Source organism: Pseudomonas extremorientalis, from assembly GCF_001870465.1.
GTDB lineage: Bacteria > Pseudomonadota > Gammaproteobacteria > Pseudomonadales > Pseudomonadaceae > Aquipseudomonas > Aquipseudomonas extremorientalis.
This window is the reverse complement of record NZ_MDGK01000037.1, coordinates 242,005-259,851: the sequence shown is the minus strand read 5'-3', so window position 1 is coordinate 259,851 and position 17,847 is coordinate 242,005. Positions and strand designations below refer to the sequence as shown.

The following is a 17,847-nucleotide window of genomic DNA, read 5'->3' as shown; positions in this document are numbered from 1 at the left end:
TAGACACGGCGAATACCGTGTTTTTTCACGCTGTTTTCAGACGTTCGGCCAAGGCTGTCGCCAGTTGGGCGGTCAAACCGTACACCGATAATTGTGGGTTGGCCCCAATGCTGGTGGGGAATAGAGAGCCATCGTGGATCGACAGGTTGCGCAACTGATGATGGCGACCCAGGCTGTCGGCCACTGCATTTTTCGGGTCTTCGCCCATGGCGCAACCGCCCATCACATGGGCGCTGCCCAGGCAGGTGCGATGCAGTTCCAGATTGAGGCCTTCAATCAGCGTGCGCGCTTCGCCCAGGGTTTTTACGTAGCGGGCATCGTGATGCAGCGGCTTGACCGACTTGGCGCCCGCCGCGAACTGGATCTCGGCCATGCTGTGGAAGGCACGACGCAAGCCATTCCAGGCGTAGTCCGACACCTGGTAGTCGAGCACCGGCGTGCCATCGCCACGTAGCTCCACGCTGCCGCCCGGGCTGTCGGGGTGGAAGCCGTCGCGCAGCAGCGCCAGCATCGCGTGGGTGTTGGGCAATTGGCTCATGTCCAGGGCGTTCTGGGTGCCGTAACCGCCGAGCAGGGTGCTGGCCAGCGCCGGGTGCAAGGGCGGCGCCTCCAGCTTGTACGACATTTTCCCCGTGGTGCCGTCCTGCCACTGGAAATGGTCGGAATAGATCGACTGCGGCGCGCCGTAGAACGGGTTGATCACCTCGTCGAACAGCCCGGCGGAGAAGTTCACCAAGTGCAGGAACGTGCGTTTGCCCAGCCGCGAGTGCGGGTCGGGCGCGTCCGAGCGCATCAGCAGCGCGGGGCTGTTGATGCCGCCGCCCGAGAGCACGTAATGTTTGGCCTTCACAGTGATCTTGCGTCCGGTAGGCGCCACGCAACGCTCGTCCATTGCCATACATTCCAGGCTACTGATGGTGTCGCCGCTGTATTTGAGGCGCTTGGCGCGGGCCAGGTACAACAGCTCGCCGCCTTTTTCCAGGGTGGACGGGATGGTGGTCACCAGCATCGATTGCTTGGCGTTGACCGGGCAGCCCATCCCGCAATAGCCCAGGTTGAAGCAGCCGCGCACATTGCGCGGGATCACATGCCAGCTGTAACCGAGCTTTTCGCAGCCTTTGCGGATCACATCGTTGTTGGGGTTGGGGGGCAGGGCCCAGGGCGCGATGCCCAGGCGTTGTTCCATTTTTTCGAACCAGGGCGCCATTTCGGCGCTGCTGTGGCCCTTTACGGCGTACTCGCTGGCCCAGTGAGCGAGGGTGGCGTCCGGGGTGCGGAAGCTGGACGTCCAGTTGATCAGCGTAGTGCCGCCCACGGCTCGGCCCTGCAGGATGGTGATAGCGCCGTCCTTGCTCATGCGACCGATGCCCTCCTGGTACAGGCTGGTGTAGGCCTCGTCCTCCAGTAGCTTGAAGTCGCTGCTGGTCTTGAGCGGGCCTTCTTCGATCAGCAGCACCTTGTAGCCGGCGGCACTGAGGATTTCGGCAGTGGTGCCGCCGCCGGCACCGCTGCCGATGATCACCACATCGGCTTCCAGGGTCAGGTCGTTATCGAGGGTGGCGCCATTGTGGGTTTTCCAGCCACGGGCCATGCCGTCGCGGAACAGGTCGGGTACGGGCATCAGGGTCGTCTCTTGTTTTTATGGGAGGGCGGCGAATCAAATCTTCGGCGGGCCGGGGTAACCGCAATGCGCCCAGGACGCCGGCTGGAAATACCAGGCCATGATCACCAGCTTGAGCAGCGAGCCCTGGCCCATGCGCAGCAGGTTCAGGTAGCTGTTTTCCCAACGGTGCAGGAAGTTGCGGATCTGCTCGCCGCTGGCGTTTTCCCAACTGCCCCAGATTCCGGTCAACGGTCCACGGGTGACGCCCATGCCCAATACGTCGAACAGTTGCTGGGTAAGCTTGAACATCTCCGGCGACAGGTGTTGCAGGCTGAAGTCGAGCTTCTTGAGGGTGTCTTCAATCCCGCTGGCAACTTCCTGGGCGCTGGCCACGCCTTCGAGCAGCACCGGGATGACCGCGCGCAGGAACGGCAAGTCACTGCTGCGCAGCATGGCAAAACCGCTGGCCGGCGTGCTGCTGGAGCAACCGCTGAGGCTGGCGCCCAACCCGGCGGTAGCCAGGAAGGCGCTGGCGCACAGGCCAATCTTCAAGACGCCGCGCCGCGACAGCGCGGGTGAATCAGTCAGGCTAGGGTTCATTGTTATTGTTATCCCGGGTGGCGGTTTCAGCGAACGAACAGCTTCTGGATCAACGTCTGGATGGCTTTGCCGTAGGGCGGGTAGATCAGCTTCGCCGCGTTAAGGCGCTGTTTCACCAGCACCCCCTTGGCTTTGCTGAACGTCAGGAAGCCTTCATGCCCGTGATAGTGGCCCATACCCGACGGGCCGATGCCGCCAAAGGGCATGTCGTCCTGGGCCACATGCAGCAGCGTGTCGTTCAGGCATACGCCGCCGGAATGGGTTTCGTGGAGCACGCGGTCCTGTTCGCGCTTGTTGTAACCGAAGTAGTACAGGGCAAGTGGGCGAGGACGTTGGTTGATGTAGGCAAAGGCCTGGTCGATACCGCGATACGGCACGATCGGCAGCACCGGGCCGAAGATCTCGTCCTGCATCACGGTCATGTCATCGCTGACATTCAGCAACAGGCTGTGGGCCATGCGCCGCGCCTGGCCCTGGTCATACAGCGGGATCAGGGTGGCGCCCTTGTCGGTGGCGTCCTTGACGTAGGCATTCAGCCGGGCCAGCTGTCGTTCGTTGATGATGGCGGTGTAGTCCGGGTTGTCGGCCAGGGTCGGATAAAATCCGCGAACGGCCTGGGTGTAGGCCTCGACGAAGCCGTCGACGCGGTCTTCCGGCACCAATACATAGTCGGGCGCGACACAGGTTTGGCCGGCGTTCAACGCCTTGCCGAAGGCGATGCGTTCGGCGGCGTCCTTGAGTGGTACATCCGCAGACACGATGGCCGGCGACTTGCCGCCCAACTCCAGGGTGACCGGTGTGAGGTGTTCGGCCGCCGCACGCATCACATGCTTGCCGATGCTGGTGGCGCCGGTGAACAGCAGGTGGTCGAAGGGCAGCTTGGAAAACGCCATGCCCACCTCGGCTTCGCCCAGCACTACGCACACTAGGTCTTCGGGGAAGATTTTCGTCAGCAGCACCTTGAGCAACTCGCCAGTGGCGGGGGTGGACTCACTGAGCTTGAGCATCACCCGGTTGCCCGCCGCCAACGCGCCGACCAGCGGACCAATGGCCAGGTACAGCGGGTAATTCCAGGGCACGATCACGCCAACTACGCCCAACGGTTGATAGATGACTTTGGCCGAGGCCGGTTGGAAGGCAATGCCTACAGCGCGCCGGGATGGTTTCATCCAACCCTTGAGGTGTTTGCTGGCATAGTGAATGCCATGCAGGCTGGGCATCAGTTCGGCGAACAGGGTTTCGTCGGCACTGCGGTGGCTGAAGTCCTGGCTGATCGCGTTGATCAGTGCCTGGCGCTCGTCGCTGAGCAGGTCGCGCAGGGCCTTGAGCCATTGCTGGCGCTGCGCGGCCGATGGCATCGGGTTGGCGGCGTAGGCACGACGCTGGGTGTCGAACAGGCGCTGGAGTGAGTCCAGTGCCTGGGAATCTTGCAGGTAGGCAACGTTGGCAGACATGGCGGCGTTCCCGATTGTTATAGGTCTGCCTGGATTTTTAGAGTCATTACTCTAAATTGTCAAATAACATTGCAGCAACATCCGGTTTTATCCGTGCAAGGATAGGCCGTAAGATGCCTTATCACGTGTACAGAAGCTGATCCCCTATGGCACCACGAGTAAAGACCAGCGAGCGCATTGTGCAAACCAGCCTGGAGCTTTTTAACCAGCAGGGCGAGCGCAGTGTGAGCACCAACCACATTGCCGCCCACATGGAAATTTCGCCGGGCAACCTGTACTACCACTTCCCCAACAAGCAGGCGATCATCGCCGTGCTGTTTCGTGAATACGAAGCCCTGGTGGACAGTTTCCTGCGCCCACCCCAAGGCCGCGCCGTCACCGTCGAAGACAAGCGCTTCTACCTGCAGGCCGTGCTGGCCGGTATGTGGCGCTACCGTTTCCTGCACCGCGACCTCGAACATCTGCTGGAAAGCGACCCGGAACTGGCCACCGGCTACCGGCGCTTTTCCCAGCGCTGCCTGACCCAGGGCGGCGCCATTTACCAAGGGTTTGTCGACGCTGGCATCCTCAATATGGACCCGGTGCAAACCGAAGCCCTGACCCTCAATGCCTGGATCATCCTCACCTCCTGGGTGCGCTTTCTGTGCACCACCAATGAAAACTCCGCCCACCTGAGCGCCGAGGCGATCAAGCGCGGGGTGTATCAGGTGCTGGTGCTGGAGGCGGGGTTTGTCACGCCCCAGGCGAAGGAGGCCGTGGATGGGTTGTTCAAAGAATTTTACGTGCCGTTGAATCAGGCATTGGAAGAAGTGAAGTAGGACCTTTCCCGAATCTGTTCATAGGAGTCCGTCATGCCGCTTGCCCAACTGATCAGCCCCCAGCAATTGGCCGAGCGCCAGAAGGCCGGCGGGTTGGTGATCCTCGATTGCCGTTTTGCCCTGGAAGACCCTGACTACGGGCTCTGCAGCTATGCCGAAGGGCATATCGAGGGCGCGCAGTACGCTGACCTGGAACGCCACCTCAGTGGGCCGGTGATCAAGGGCGTGACCGGTCGCCATCCGTTGCCGGCCGCAGATACCTTCGCCGAGCAATTGCGTGCCTGGGGGATCAACGCCGACACCGATATCGTGCTGTATGACGACGGCCCCGGTGCCTATGCCGCACGGGCCTGGTGGTTGTTGGCGTGGCTGGGCAAGCGCGATGGCGTGTTTATTCTGGATGGTGGCCTCAAGGCCTGGCATGCGGCGGGTTTCCCGCTGAGCCTGGACGCGCCGGTGGTTGAGCCGGGCGCCTTCGTTGGTACGCCAGATAATCGCCTAGTGCTGGATGCCGAACACCTGCAAAAACGCCTGGGCCAACCCGGCCTGACCTTGCTCGACGCCCGTGCACAGCCGCGCTTTCGCGGTGAAGTCGAGCCGATCGACCCGGTGGCCGGGCACATCCCTGGGGCGCAGTGCGCGGCGTTCAACGAAAACCTGGGTGCTGATGGCCGCTTCCTGCCGGCAGACCAACTCAAGCAACGCTTCGCCGCCCAACTGCAAGGTCGCTCGCCGGATGAACTGGTGGCGTACTGCGGTTCAGGGGTGACGGCGTGCCACAATCTGTTTGCCCTGAGCCTGGCCGGTTACCCGTTGGGCAAGTTGTATGCAGGGTCGTGGAGCGAGTGGATCACCGATCCGGCGCGGGCCATCGCTACCGGCGACTGAGCAACCAGGCCGGAATACGGCGCTCCAGGTAATAACCGGGGCGCTTCAGTGTTCCATCGACAAAACCGACATGCCCGCCCTTGGCCAGCAATTCGAATTCGGTGCAGTCCGACAGCTCACTGGCCTCGGGCAGGCTGTGGGCAAACACAAACGGGTCATCGGCGGCCTGGATGATCAGGGTCGGCGTGCGGATATCGCCCAGATAATAGCGACTGGAGGCGCGGCGGTAATAGTCCTCGGCGTTCAGGAAACCGTGCAGCGGCGCGGTGACCCGGCCGTCGAAGTCCCAGAACGTGCGCATCTTTTCCAATGAACCCAGGGCCTCAAGCGTCTTCAACCCCTCCGCACGACCATCCTCTAGAAAGCGCCGTTGCTTGACGCGGATATAGGCCAGCATTTCCCGCATGAAATGCTTCTGATAAACCCGCGAGAATCCCAGGCCGATGCGATCCGCGCACTGGTCCAGGCGAAACGGCACCGATACCGCCGCCGCGCCTTGCAGCCCTGATGCTTCGCCGGTTTCGCCCAAATGCTTGAGCAGCACATTGCCGCCCAGTGAATAACCCACCGCATACAGCGGCGCCAGCGGTCGCTTGGCGCGCAGATGGGCAATCGCCACGGCCAGGTCTTCGCTGGCGCCGGAGTGATAGCTGCGCGCCAACAGGTTTGGTTCGCCCGAGCAGCCACGCCAATTCAGCGCCGCGCTGGCCCAGCCTTGCGCAGCCAGGGCTTTTTGCAGACCGGCCACGTAGGGCGAATTGGAGGAACCGGTCAACCCATGCAGTACCAGCACCAACGGTGCTTGCGCGTCATGGGGGCCATGCCAATCGAGGTCGAGGAAGTCGCCGTCTTCCAGCCACAGGCGTTCGCGTTGGCGTTCGATGTGGGTGGTAGGGCGCCACAGCGGCCCCCACAGTGTTTGCAGGTGGGGGTTGCCGAGGCCGAAGGCGGGGGTGAACAGGTCGGAAGAAGGGGTCATGACACGCTCTGCTGCGGATGCATTTAACTGTGGCGAGCGGGCTTGCCCCGCGTTGGGCTGCGAAGCGGCCCCAAAACCAGTAATGATGTTCTAACTGAGCAATCGCGGTGTTCTTGGTGGGGCTGCTGCGCAGCCCAACGCGGGGCAAGCCCGCTCGCCACAACAAGCCCGCTCACTACAGAAAGCCCGCTCGCCACAAACAGAGGTCAGGCGGCGCTGCGTTGCCACAACGCGTAATACACCCGTCCGGACTTCTGTTCCCGGTGCAGGCGCCAGGTGGCCGGCAAGCCCAGGGTAGAAGGGGCGGTCTCGCTTTCAGTGTAGATCCACGAATCCGCTGCCAGCCATTGGCGATCTTCCAGCAATGCGCACACGGTTGGCAGCAAGTTCTGGTTGAACGGCGGGTCGAGGAACACCACGTCGAACTCGCTGGCCGGCTGGGTTTCCAGGTAGCGCAGGGCGTCGGCGGTTTGCACCTGGCCGGTGGTGCAGCGCAGGGTGCCCAGGTGTTCCTTGAGGCTGGACACCGCCACATTGCTGGCGTCCAGCGCCTGGCCCAGGGCGGCGCCACGGGACAGCGCCTCCAGGAACAGCGCGCCACTGCCAGCGAACGGGTCCAATACTTTGGCGCCTGCAATGTATGGAGCCAGCCAGTTGAACAGGGTTTCACGCACGCGGTCAGGCGTCGGGCGCAGGCCTACGACGTCGGGGAAGCTCAGCTTGCGGCTGCGCCATTCGCCGCCAATGATGCGCAGCTGGCCCACACCGTTATGCACGTTGTGGACAGGTTTTTTCGGGCGAGATGAACTGGCCATTAATGCTCCGGAACCCCGAGCGGCTGCTCGGCGGGTTTATCAGTGGGGGGCGGTAGTGGCTTTTGCGCAATCGTCGGGCCGGCGGTCACGATGACCATCTTGTCGGCGCTCAAGTGTTTATTCATTGCAGCCTTGACCTGCTCTACGGTCAGGGCCTGGGATTGTTTCATGAAATCTGCCAGATAGGTCAGCGGCAGGTTGTAGAAACCCATCGCGCCCAACTGCCCGACGATATCGGCGTTGCTGGCGGTCGACAGCGGGAAACTGCCGGCCAGCTCGCGCTTGGCGTCATCCAGTTCTTTTTGCGTCGGGCCGGTCTTGAGGTAGTCGGCCACCACGTCCTCGACCAGGCGCAGGGTGCCGCCGCTCATTTCGGCGCGGGTCTGCAGATTGATCATGAACGGGCCACGCACCTGCATCGGCGAGAAACCGGAGTACACGCCGTAGGTCAAACCACGTTTTTCACGCACTTCGCTCATCAAGCGAGTGCCGAAACCGCCACCGCCGAGGATCTGGTTACCCAGGGACAAGGCTGCGTAGTCCGGGTCGGCACGGTCGATGCCCAGTTGCGCGAACAGCAAGTGCGTCTGTTTGGACGGGAACTCGATACGAGTCAGGCCCGGTTTGGGTTCGGTCGGCTGAGCAATTTTTGGCAGCGCCGGGCCCTTGGGCAGCGATGCAGAAACCTTGGCCGTCATGGCTTCGGCTTCGGCGCGGGTCAGATCGCCCACTACCGCAATCACCGCGTTGCCTGCTGCGTAAGCCTTGGCGTGGAACGCCTGCAACTGCGCGATGGTGATCTTTGGCACGCTCTCGGGCGTGCCTTCGCTCGGGTGCGCGTAAGGGTGGTCGCCGTACAGGCGCTTGAACAGTTCAAGGCTGGCCAGCTTGCCGGGGTTCTGCTTCTGGTACTCGAAGCCGGCGAGGATCTGGTTCTTGATCCGGGCCAGGGAGTCGGCCGGGAAGGTCGGTTTGCCGATCACCTGGTCAAACAGGCTCAGAGCGGCGTCGCGTTTGCTACTGTCGCTGAGGCTGCGCAGGGACACCAGCGCCATGTCGCGGTATGCACCATTGCCAAAGTCCGCGCCCAGACCTTCGAAATCACGGGCGATCTGGCTCACATCCTTGCCCGGTACGCCTTCGTTGAGCATGGCGTTGGTCATCAGCGCCAGGCCGGGTACGTTGCCGTCCTGGCTGCTGCCGGCGGCGAACAGGATGCGCATGTCAAACATCGGCAGTTCATGGGCTTCGACGAACAGCACCTTGGTGCCTTCGGCGGTGGTCCAGGTCTGTACGTCGAGCTTGCGGTTGGTCGGCGCCTTGTCGTCCAGTTCCGCCAGGGATTGCAGCTTGCTGCTCGATTGGGCTTTTTCCAGTGCCTGGCTGGCGACGGACTCGCTCGGACGCAGGAAATACACGGCGCTCGCCGCAATCAGGGTGACGACGATCAGGCCGGGGAAGATCAGGCGGCTGCTTTTGCGATCACTCATGAGCGGTCTCCTCAGGCAAAACATGGGCGACGCTCAGACGTTCGCGAGTGAAGTAGGTGCGCGCGGCTTTCTGGATATCTTCCGGGGTCACGCTTTGCAGGTCGGCGAGCTCCGTGTCCATCAGTTTCCAGGACAGGCCGACAGTCTCCAGGGAGCCGATGGCTGTGGCCTGGCTGGTGATGGAGTCACGCTGGTAGACCAGGCCGGCAATGACCTGGGCGCGGATGCGTTCCAGTTCTTCGGCGGTCGGCGGCTTGGCCTTCAACTCTTCCAGCAGGCGCCACAGGCCGGCTTCTGCCTGGGCGACGGTTTTCTTCTTCTGCTGATTCGGCGTGGCGCTCAGCATGAACAGGGTATCGCCACGGGTGTAGGCGTCGTAGTTGGTGGACGCAGCGGAAACCAGCTCTTCACCACGCTCCAACTGTTCGGAGATGCGGGCGCTGTAGCCGCCGTCCAGCAAGGCCGAGATCAGGCGCAGGGCCTGCACCGAACGCTTGTCTTCGGCGGTGGCCAGGCCTGGCACGTTGAAGCCCAGCATTACGCTCGGTAGTTGGGTTTTCACATGCAGCGTCAGCAGGCGCTCGCCGGGCTCGGCCAGTTCCATCGGGATCTTGGCCGGTGGTACGTCGCGCTTGGGGATCGGGCCGAAGTAGCGCTGGGCCAGGTTTTTGACCTCGTCCGGGGTGACGTCGCCGACCACCACCAATGTGGCATTGTTCGGCACGTACCAGGATTGGTACCAGTGGCGCAGCTCTTCGACTTTCATGCGGTCCAGGTCGGCCATCCAGCCGATGGTCGGCGTGTGGTAGCCGCTGGCCGGGAATGCCATGGCCTTGAAGCGCTCGTAGGCCTTGGACATCGGGTTGTCGTCGGTGCGCAGGCGGCGCTCTTCCTTGATCACCTCGATCTCGCGGCTGAACTCGTCGGCCGGCAGGCGCAGGCTGGCCATGCGGTCGGCTTCCAGCTCGAAGGCGACGCCCAGGCGGTCGCGGGCCAGCACCTGGTAATAAGCGGTGTAGTCATCGCTGGTGAAGGCGTTCTCTTCGGCGCCCAGGTCGCGCAGGATCAGCGAGGCTTCGCCGGGGCCGACCTTGGCGCTGCCCTTGAACATCATGTGTTCCAGGGCGTGGGACAAACCGGTCTGGCCCGGGGTTTCGTAGCTCGAACCGACCTTGTACCAGACCTGGGAAACCACCACCGGGGCGCGATGATCTTCGCGCACGACCACCTTGAGGCCGTTGTCCAGGGTGAATTCATGGGTGGGTTGTGGGTCGGCAGCCAAGGCTGAAAGAGGCAGACAAACTGTGCTGAACAGCAGGCCTGCGGCGCGGCGGGCTAGAGCATTCATTCGTTTTTAAACCTGTTGGGCTGCCCGCTTGGTCTTAGCGTCGGCGGGCGAGGAGGTGCTAGGATACTGATCCGACTGAGGGACGGCCACTGCGGCCGTCTTGTTGAGGCCCTATTTTGGCCTTCAAAATGTTGCGCATGAACGAGCTGGCTAAAAAACAGTCTGTTACGCATCGAATTTTATTTACCGGCGCGCCCCTTGGCGCGTCGCTACCTTGAGATAGCCGTCTCCATGTTTGGTTCCAACGACGACAAGAAGACCCCAGCCGCGGCTGGCGAGAAGAAAGGCCTGTTCGGATGGCTGCGCAAAAAACCGCAGGAAACCGTCGACGAACACCCGCCGGTTCAACCTGAACCTATCCCTGAGCCAACAGTAGAAGCCGAACCGGTTGCCGAAACCCCGGCGCCGGTGGTATTGCCGATGGCCGAGCCGGTGTTGCAGCCGGTCGTCGAGGCTGTCCCGGAACCCGAGCCGGAACCCGAGCACAAACCGTGGCTGGAACTGCCGGTGGCTGAAGAGCCCGTGGCGCTGGTCGAAGATGTGCAGGCTGAGCACATCGCCCCGCCGATTCCGGCTGTGGCCGAGGTGGCAGTGCCTGCTGTTGTCGAGCCGGAGCCCGTCGTCGCACCTGTCGAAACCAGCAAGACCGGCTTCTTCGCCCGTCTCAAGCAAGGCCTGAGCAAGACCAGCGCCAGCATTGGCGAAGGCATGGCCAGCCTGTTCCTGGGCAAGAAGGTCATCGATGACGAACTGCTGGAAGACATCGAAACCCGCCTGCTCACCGCCGACGTGGGCGTCGAAGCCACTGCCGTGATCATCCAGAGCCTCACCCAGAAGGTCGCGCGCAAACAGCTGACCGACGCGGACGCGTTGTACAAATCCCTGCAGGCCGAGCTGGCCGCGATGCTCAAGCCGGTGGAAGCGCCGCTGGTGATCACCCCGAAAAAACCTTTCGTGATCCTGGTGGTGGGCGTCAACGGCGCCGGCAAGACCACCACTATCGGCAAGCTGGCCAAGAAGCTGCAGTCCGAAGGCAAGAAAGTCATGCTGGCAGCCGGCGATACCTTCCGTGCCGCCGCGGTTGAACAACTGCAGGTGTGGGGCGAGCGCAACAAGATCCCGGTCATCGCCCAGCACACCGGCGCCGATTCCGCCTCGGTGATCTTCGATGCCGTGCAAGCCGCCAAGGCCCGTAACATCGACGTGCTGATCGCCGATACCGCCGGTCGCCTGCACACCAAAGACAATTTGATGGAAGAGCTGAAAAAGGTTCGCCGTGTGATCGGCAAGCTCGACGCAGACGCGCCGCACGAGGTTCTGCTGGTACTGGACGCTGGCACCGGCCAGAACGCCATCAGCCAGGCCAAGCAATTCAACCAGACGGTACAACTGACCGGCCTGGCATTGACTAAGCTCGACGGCACGGCCAAGGGCGGCGTGATCTTCGCCCTGGCCAAACAGTTCGGGTTGCCGATTCGTTATATCGGCGTCGGTGAAGGCATCGACGACCTGCGCACCTTTGAAGCCGAACCCTTTGTACAGGCACTGTTTGCCGAGCGGGAGCGTTCATGATTCGATTCGAACAGGTCGGTAAACGCTATGCGAACGGGCATGTCGGCTTGCATGAGCTGAGCTTTCGAGTGCGGCGCGGCGAGTTTCTATTTGTAACCGGTCACTCCGGCGCAGGCAAAAGTACGTTGTTGCGCCTGCTGCTGGCCATGGAGCGTCCGACCACCGGTAAGTTGCTGTTGGCGGGCCAGGACCTGGCCACCATCAGTAATGCGCAGATTCCGTTCCTGCGCCGCCAGATCGGCGTGGTGTTCCAGAATCACCAGTTGCTGTTCGATCGCACCGTGTTCAACAACGTGGCGCTGCCGTTGCAGATCCTCGGGCTGTCCAAGGCCGAGATCGTCAAGCGCGTGGACTCGGCCCTGGAGCGCGTGGCGCTGTCGGACAAGACCGATCTCTACCCTGGCGACCTGTCCACCGGCCAGCAACAGCGCGTCGGTATCGCCCGCGCTATCGTCCACCGCCCGGCCTTGCTGCTGGCGGACGAACCCACCGGCAACCTCGACCCGCGCCTGGCGGCCGAGATCATGGGCGTATTCGAAGACATCAACCGCCTGGGCACCAGCGTGCTGATCGCCAGTCACGACCTGGCACTGATCGCGCGCATGCGTCATCGCATGCTCACTCTGCAACGTGGCCGCCTGATCGGTGACGGGGAGGCCGGCGTATGAGTGCAACACGCAGCCCTAAAGTCTCCGAACGCGTGGCGCCGAAACCGGCCGACCCGCAACCGCCGAAGAAAAAACACGACCACGATGACGATGGTCCGGACTTCAGCACCTTGCTGCGCGCCTGGATCGAAAGCCATCGCGCCAGCCTGGTCGACAGCCTGCGCCGCCTGGGCAAGCAGCCGATCGGCAGCTTTTTCACCTGCCTGGTGATGGCAGTGGCCCTGAGCCTGCCGATGGGCCTGTCGCTCCTGCTTAATAATGTGGAGCGCCTGGGCGGTTCCTGGCAGCGCGCAGCGCAGATTTCGCTGTACCTGAATATCGACGCCAGTGCCAAAGATGGCGAAGCGTTACGCGACGACATCAAGAACATCCCCGGCGTGGCGGATGCCGAGTACATCAGTCGCGATCAGGCACTGGAAGAGTTCCAGCAACAATCCGGCCTGGGCGAGGCGCTCAAGGAGCTGCCACAGAACCCGCTGCCGGGCGTGGTCCTGGTGACGCCGAACGAGGTGGACAAGCCGGCGCTGGAAGCCCTGCGACAAAAACTCGCAGAGATGCCCAAGGTGCAACAGGCGCAACTTGATCTAGTCTGGGTAGAGCGCCTGGCCGCGATCCTCAAGCTGGGCGACCGCTTTGTGTTCGGTCTGACAGTGCTGTTGGTGTCTGCATTACTTTTGGTGATAGGTAATACCATTCGTCTTCATATTGAAAACCGTCGCACCGAGATAGAAGTGATTAAACTGGTCGGCGGCACGGACAGCTATGTGCGTCGGCCTTTTCTGTACATGGGCGCGCTTTATGGCTTTGGTGCCGGGATTTTGTCCTGGGGCGTGCTGGCTTTTGGCCTGGACTGGCTGAACGACGCGGTTGTCGGGCTTGCCGGACTCTACGGCAGTGATTTCGCCCTGGCTGGCGTGCCGGTAGCCGATGGTCTGAGTCTCTTGCTTGGCGCGGTATTGTTGGGGTATATCGGTGCTTGGATTGCGGTCGCTCGTCATTTACGTGAGCTGGCACCGAAGTAGTTAATGTCAGATTAATGTGGTTTCGTTTGTATTGACCGTATTGGTGGTTTAGGGAACTTGTCCTACGGTTCCCGGTCAATTTTCGCAGTGCTTCACTGCACGAGTTATGTGAGTCGGAGGTTTTTTCGTATGACCACTTCTTTGCAACCTGCTTATGCCTTGGTCCCGGGTGCGAACCTGGAAGCCTATGTGCACACGGTCAACAGCATTCCGCTGCTGACGCCCGAGCAGGAGCGTGAACTGGCCGAGAGTCTCTACTATGAGCAGGATTTGGGGGCGGCTCGGCAGATGGTGCTCGCCCACCTGCGTTTTGTCGTACATATCGCCCGTAGCTATAGCGGCTACGGCCTGGCTCAGGCTGACCTGATCCAGGAAGGCAACGTCGGCCTGATGAAGGCTGTAAAGCGCTTCAACCCCGAGATGGGTGTGCGCCTGGTATCGTTTGCCGTGCACTGGATCAAGGCGGAAATCCACGAGTTCATCCTGCGCAACTGGCGCATCGTGAAAGTCGCGACCACCAAGGCCCAGCGCAAACTGTTCTTCAACCTGCGCAGCCAGAAAAAACGCCTGGCGTGGCTGAACAACGAGGAAGTCCACCGCGTGGCCGAAAGCCTTGGTGTGGAACCGCGTGAAGTGCGCGAGATGGAAAGCCGCCTGACCGGCCACGACATGGCCTTCGACCCCGCTGCTGAAGCGGACGACGACAGTGCCTTCCAATCGCCGGCCAACTACCTGGAAGACCACCGTTACGACCCGGCGCGTCAGTTGGAGGATGCGGATTGGAGCGACAACTCCAACCACAACCTGCACGAAGCGCTGGAAGTGCTGGACGACCGCAGCCGTGACATCCTCTACCAGCGCTGGCTGGCAGAAGAAAAAGCCACGCTGCACGACCTGGCGCAGAAGTACAACGTGTCGGCCGAGCGGATTCGTCAGCTTGAGAAAAGCGCGATGAACAAGCTGAAACTGTCCATCGCAGCCTAAAAATATGGGAGGGGGCTTGCCCCCGATAGCAGAGTGTCAGTCAACATCAAGGTGACTGGTCCATCGCTATCGGGGGCAAGCCCCCTCCCACATTTGTTTTTGTTGTGTCAGTCGGACCAGGGCGCCTTGCGGGAGTTGTTCAGTTCGACCAGGTAACCGTCTCCACCCAACTGACTCATCTGCTGACGAATCCAAGCCGCGCGCCTTGCCACATACGCCGTCGGATGGCTGGCACTCCACACCCGTGGATTGGGCAAAACAGCCGCCAGATAGCTGGCCTGCTGCCGCGATAACCCCTTGGCACTCACCCCAAAGTGATGCCGCGCCGCCGCTTCCGCGCCAAACACGCCTTCGTCCCACTCCACGCTATTGAGGTACACCTCAAGAATCCGCTGCTTGGGCCACAACACCTCGATCAACCCGGTAAACCAGGCTTCCAGGCCTTTGCGCAAATAGCTGCGGCCGGCCCACAGGAACAGGTTCTTCGACACCTGCTGGCTCAACGTACTGGCACCGCGAATCGAGCCGCCGCGCTCGTTGTGCAGGATCGCCGCCTGGATCGCACCGAAATCAAAGCCCCAATGCTGCGGGAAGCGCTGGTCTTCACCGGCCATCACCGCCACTTTGAGGTCATCGGAGATCTCGTCCCACGGTACCCAGGTGCGCTGCAGGTCAATGGGTTCGCCGTCGAACCAGGATTCGACCTTGCGCTCCACCATCAGCGCGGTGAAGGGCGGCGGGACGACACGAAACAGCAGCACCAGCAGCACACTGCCGATGGCAAACCATTTGACGACGTTGAGAAAGCGTTTGAAGAGGAGACGCAGCATAGAGATGGCTTGGCCGAACCCGTTGAGCGGGCCATTATACAGACCCGGCCCTTTGAGTCTGACTGGAGTTCCTCATGCTGCGTGGCTTTCTGATGTTGGCTGCCTTTTTCGGCTTCACCGGTGTCGCCCTTGGGGCCTTCGCCGCCCACGGCCTGAAAAACCGCCTGAGCGCCGAGTACCTCGCAATTTTCCACACCGGCGTGACCTACCAACTGGTGCACACCCTGGCGCTGTTCGGCGTGGCGCTGCTGGCGGCGCATATCCCTGGCCGGTTGGTCAGCTGGGCGGGCATCTCGTTTACCGTTGGCATCCTGCTGTTCTCCGGCAGCCTGTATGTGCTGACCCTGACCGGCATCAGCAAGCTTGGGATCATCACGCCGTTTGGCGGCCTGGCCTTCCTGCTTGGCTGGTTCTTCCTGGGCCTGGCGGCGTGGCGCTTGCAGGCAGCCTGACCAAGGGACTTGGGCCGGCAACCTCAATCGGGCTAGAATGCCGACCCCTAAAAACGATGGCGGCCCGTGGCATGCGCATTCAGTTGAACGGCGAATCCTTTGAACTGCCCGACGGTGAAACCGTTGCGGCCCTGCTGACCCGCCTGGACCTGACCGGGCGGCGCGTCGCAGTGGAACTCAACCTGGATATCGTCCCGCGTAGCCTGCACGCCGAGACCGCACTCGCCGAAGGCGACCAGGTCGAAGTGGTCCACGCCATCGGCGGCGGCTGATCGCGCAGTTTCCTGAATTCTGCAGAACCTCACCCCATTCCGAGGATTTCCCATGAGCATCGTTCGTAGCGACAAGCCTTTCGTCCTGGCCGGGCGTACCTACCAGTCCCGCCTGCTGGTCGGCACCGGCAAGTACCGCGACATGGAAGAAACCCGCCTGGCCATCGAAGCCTCGGGTGCCGAGATCGTCACCTTCGCCGTGCGCCGCACCAACCTCGGCCAGATCGAAGGCGAGCCGAACCTGCTTGAAGTGCTGTCGCCGGACCGCTACACCTTCCTGCCGAACACCGCCGGTTGCTACGATGCCATCGAGGCCGTGCGCACCTGCCGCCTGGCCCGTGAGCTGCTCGACGGCCACAACCTGGTGAAGCTGGAAGTGCTGGCCGACCAGAAAACCCTGTTCCCCAACGTGATCGAAACCCTCAAGGCCGCCGAAACCCTGGTCAAGGAAGGTTTCGACGTGATGGTCTACACCAGCGATGACCCGATCATTGCGCGCCAACTGGCGGAAATCGGCTGCATCGCGGTGATGCCACTGGCCGGCCTGATCGGTTCCGGCTTGGGGATCTGCAATCCGTACAACCTGCAGATCATCCTCGAAGAAGCCAAGATCCCGGTGTTGGTGGATGCAGGCGTGGGCACGGCCTCCGACGCAACCATCGCCATGGAACTGGGTTGTGACGCGGTGCTGATGAACTCGGCCATCGCTCACGCCCAGCAACCGATCCTGATGGCCGAAGCCATGAACCACGCCATCGTCGCGGGCCGCCTGGCCTACCTCGCCGGCCGCATGCCGAAAAAACTCTACGCCAGCGCCTCCTCGCCGCTGGATGGTCTGATCAAGTAAGAGCCATTGATGACTGAATCAAACGAAACGCCGAACACCCTGGAAGCAGGCGACGAGTCCAAGCACCGCCGCATCAAGAGTTTTGTGATGCGCGCCGGTCGCATGACCGAAGGCCAGCAAAAGGGCCTGGAGCAAGGCACGCCGCTGTTCGTGTTGCCATTGGCCGACGCGCCGGTGGACTACGACCCGGTGTTCGGCCGTTCGGCCCCGCGTTCCCTGGAAATCGGCTTCGGCATGGGCCACTCCCTGCTGGAAATGGCCGCCGCTGCGCCGGACCAGGACTTCATTGGCGTGGAAGTCCACCGCCCAGGTGTCGGCGCGCTGCTCAACGGCGTGTTGACCCAAGGCCTGACGAACCTGCGGGTCTATGACTGCGACGCGATCGAAGTGCTCAACCGCTGCATCGCCGACAACAGCCTCGATCGCCTGATGCTGTTCTTCCCGGACCCATGGCACAAAGCCCGTCACCACAAGCGCCGCATCGTCCAGGCCTCCTTTGCGGAGCTGGTGCGCAGCAAGCTGAAAGTGGGCGGCATCCTGCACATGGCCACCGACTGGGAACCCTACGCGGAATACATGCTGGAAGTGATGAACGTCGCCCCCGGCTACCGCAACCTGGCTGAAGACGGCAAATGCGTGCCACGCCCGGCCGAGCGGCCGATCACCAAGTTCGAGCGTCGTGGTGAGCGGCTGGGGCACGGGGTGTGGGATCTGAAGTTCGAGAAGTTGGCGTAACTCCCCATTAGCTTGAAATGCAATTCTATGTGGGAGGGGGCTTGCCCCCGATAGCAGAGTGTCAGTCACCCCATAGAGTGACTGGTCCACCGCCATCGGGGGCAAGCCCCCTCCCACATTTGTTTTTGCAGTGTGCTATGAATCAGCGGCGGTCTGCGACTACGCCGATCAGTACCAGTACCACGATCAACACCGGCGCCAGGCTGTAGTTATTGAACTGGCTCAACCCCCGCACAATCCACGGCGTGGCATAGATCAGCGCCGCGCCGCTGCCGATCATGCACACCAGCGCCATCAACGGCACGCGCAACGCACCCGCGATGCTGCCCAGGCGTGCTTCGATCCAGCCCTTGATATCGGCGCCGAACAGCACCAGCAGGCAGCCCACGAGGGCCAGGGAGATTTCCGACAGGTTGCTGCGGCTCCAGCGGGATACGGTGGCGAGCAGGTCGAGTACCAAATCCATTCGA

The 17,847-nt window shown here is 62.1% G+C and carries 19 protein-coding genes; 10 read left to right on the top strand and 9 right to left on the bottom strand.

Annotated features, from left to right (window positions below; translation table 11 throughout):
* Window positions 1-25: 25 nt before the first annotated feature.
* From BFN10_RS15365 to BFN10_RS15355, 3 genes are read right to left on the bottom strand one after another with little or no spacing between them, the layout of a single operon-like run.
* Complete coding sequence (locus BFN10_RS15365; protein WP_071490389.1) at window positions 26-1,621, bottom strand: GMC family oxidoreductase; 1,596 nt, start codon at window positions 1,619-1,621, stop codon at window positions 26-28.
* 36 nt (window positions 1,622-1,657) lie between these two features.
* Complete coding sequence (locus tag BFN10_RS15360) at window positions 1,658-2,203, bottom strand: twin-arginine translocation pathway signal protein (protein WP_071490388.1); 546 nt, start codon at window positions 2,201-2,203, stop codon at window positions 1,658-1,660.
* 26 nt (window positions 2,204-2,229) lie between these two features.
* A complete protein-coding gene (locus BFN10_RS15355) occupies window positions 2,230-3,657 on the bottom strand; it encodes a coniferyl aldehyde dehydrogenase (protein WP_071490387.1) in 1,428 nt (475 codons plus the stop codon).
* A gap of 146 nt (window positions 3,658-3,803) precedes the next feature.
* Here BFN10_RS15355 and BFN10_RS15350 point away from each other — a divergent pair, with 146 nt between their 5' ends.
* Both BFN10_RS15350 and BFN10_RS15345 read left to right on the top strand, forming a co-directional pair.
* Window positions 3,804-4,475 carry a TetR/AcrR family transcriptional regulator gene (locus BFN10_RS15350; protein ID WP_071490386.1) on the top strand — a complete coding sequence of 224 codons (672 nt, stop codon included), beginning with the start codon at window positions 3,804-3,806 and terminating at the stop codon, window positions 4,473-4,475.
* A 33-nt stretch (window positions 4,476-4,508) separates the two neighbouring features.
* Window positions 4,509-5,363 (top strand): sulfurtransferase, encoded by an 855-nt coding sequence (locus tag BFN10_RS15345; protein WP_071490385.1) that lies wholly within the window; start codon window positions 4,509-4,511, stop codon window positions 5,361-5,363.
* Here BFN10_RS15345 and BFN10_RS15340 read toward each other — a convergent pair.
* From BFN10_RS15340 to BFN10_RS15325, 4 genes are all read right to left on the bottom strand, one after another.
* Complete coding sequence (locus tag BFN10_RS15340) at window positions 5,350-6,342, bottom strand: hydrolase (protein WP_071490384.1); 993 nt, start codon at window positions 6,340-6,342, stop codon at window positions 5,350-5,352. The two genes, BFN10_RS15345 and BFN10_RS15340, sit on opposite strands and share 14 nt — an antisense overlap.
* Window positions 6,343-6,548: 206 nt before the next feature.
* Window positions 6,549-7,157: a 16S rRNA (guanine(966)-N(2))-methyltransferase RsmD gene (gene rsmD / locus BFN10_RS15335; protein WP_071490383.1), complete on the bottom strand. Its 609-nt coding sequence runs from the start codon at window positions 7,155-7,157 to the stop codon at window positions 6,549-6,551.
* On the bottom strand, window positions 7,157-8,647 hold the full coding sequence (locus tag BFN10_RS15330; protein WP_071490382.1) for a M16 family metallopeptidase: 1,491 nt from the start codon (window positions 8,645-8,647) through the stop codon (window positions 7,157-7,159). Before BFN10_RS15330 ends, rsmD begins: the two co-directional genes overlap by 1 nt.
* Window positions 8,640-9,995 (bottom strand): M16 family metallopeptidase, encoded by a 1,356-nt coding sequence (locus BFN10_RS15325; protein WP_071490381.1) that lies wholly within the window; start codon window positions 9,993-9,995, stop codon window positions 8,640-8,642. The genes BFN10_RS15330 and BFN10_RS15325 overlap by 8 nt, the downstream gene beginning before the upstream one ends.
* A gap of 231 nt (window positions 9,996-10,226) precedes the next feature.
* Between BFN10_RS15325 and ftsY the strand changes: the two genes are divergently transcribed.
* The 4 genes from ftsY (at window position 10,227) to rpoH (ending at window position 14,241) form a co-directional block, all read left to right on the top strand.
* Complete coding sequence (gene ftsY / locus BFN10_RS15320; protein ID WP_071490380.1) at window positions 10,227-11,567, top strand: signal recognition particle-docking protein FtsY; 1,341 nt, start codon at window positions 10,227-10,229, stop codon at window positions 11,565-11,567.
* Entirely contained in the window at window positions 11,564-12,235 is a 672-nt protein-coding gene (ftsE, locus tag BFN10_RS15315) for a cell division ATP-binding protein FtsE (protein ID WP_003234627.1), read from the top strand. The genes ftsY and ftsE overlap by 4 nt, the downstream gene beginning before the upstream one ends.
* Window positions 12,232-13,257, top strand: coding sequence for a permease-like cell division protein FtsX (gene ftsX / locus BFN10_RS15310; protein ID WP_016976026.1), 1,026 nt, complete (start codon window positions 12,232-12,234; stop codon window positions 13,255-13,257). The genes ftsE and ftsX overlap by 4 nt, the downstream gene beginning before the upstream one ends.
* A gap of 129 nt (window positions 13,258-13,386) precedes the next feature.
* On the top strand, window positions 13,387-14,241 hold the full coding sequence (rpoH, locus tag BFN10_RS15305; protein ID WP_003176698.1) for an RNA polymerase sigma factor RpoH: 855 nt from the start codon (window positions 13,387-13,389) through the stop codon (window positions 14,239-14,241).
* 107 nt (window positions 14,242-14,348) lie between these two features.
* On the opposite strand, the gene mtgA is transcribed toward rpoH, so the two are convergent.
* On the bottom strand, window positions 14,349-15,071 hold the full coding sequence (gene mtgA / locus BFN10_RS15300; protein WP_071490379.1) for a monofunctional biosynthetic peptidoglycan transglycosylase: 723 nt from the start codon (window positions 15,069-15,071) through the stop codon (window positions 14,349-14,351).
* Window positions 15,072-15,145: 74 nt separating this feature from the next.
* Here mtgA and BFN10_RS15295 point away from each other — a divergent pair, with 74 nt between their 5' ends.
* The 4 genes from BFN10_RS15295 (at window position 15,146) to trmB (ending at window position 17,377) form a co-directional block, all read left to right on the top strand.
* The gene (locus BFN10_RS15295; protein ID WP_016976028.1) at window positions 15,146-15,523 is read left to right on the top strand and encodes a DUF423 domain-containing protein; all 378 of its coding nucleotides are present in this window, start codon (window positions 15,146-15,148) and stop codon (window positions 15,521-15,523) included.
* 71 nt (window positions 15,524-15,594) lie between these two features.
* Window positions 15,595-15,795, top strand: a complete 201-nt coding sequence (gene thiS / locus BFN10_RS15290) for a sulfur carrier protein ThiS (RefSeq protein WP_058426546.1) — start codon at window positions 15,595-15,597, stop codon at window positions 15,793-15,795.
* A 52-nt stretch (window positions 15,796-15,847) separates the two neighbouring features.
* Window positions 15,848-16,642 (top strand): thiazole synthase, encoded by a 795-nt coding sequence (locus BFN10_RS15285; RefSeq protein ID WP_058426547.1) that lies wholly within the window; start codon window positions 15,848-15,850, stop codon window positions 16,640-16,642.
* Window positions 16,643-16,651: 9 nt separating this feature from the next.
* Entirely contained in the window at window positions 16,652-17,377 is a 726-nt protein-coding gene (trmB, locus tag BFN10_RS15280) for a tRNA (guanosine(46)-N7)-methyltransferase TrmB (RefSeq protein ID WP_071490378.1), read from the top strand.
* 142 nt (window positions 17,378-17,519) lie between these two features.
* Here the strand turns inward: trmB and BFN10_RS15275 are convergent, their stop codons facing one another.
* The gene (locus BFN10_RS15275) at window positions 17,520-17,843 is read right to left on the bottom strand and encodes a DUF3392 domain-containing protein (protein ID WP_058426549.1); all 324 of its coding nucleotides are present in this window, start codon (window positions 17,841-17,843) and stop codon (window positions 17,520-17,522) included.
* Window positions 17,844-17,847 lie beyond the last annotated feature (4 nt).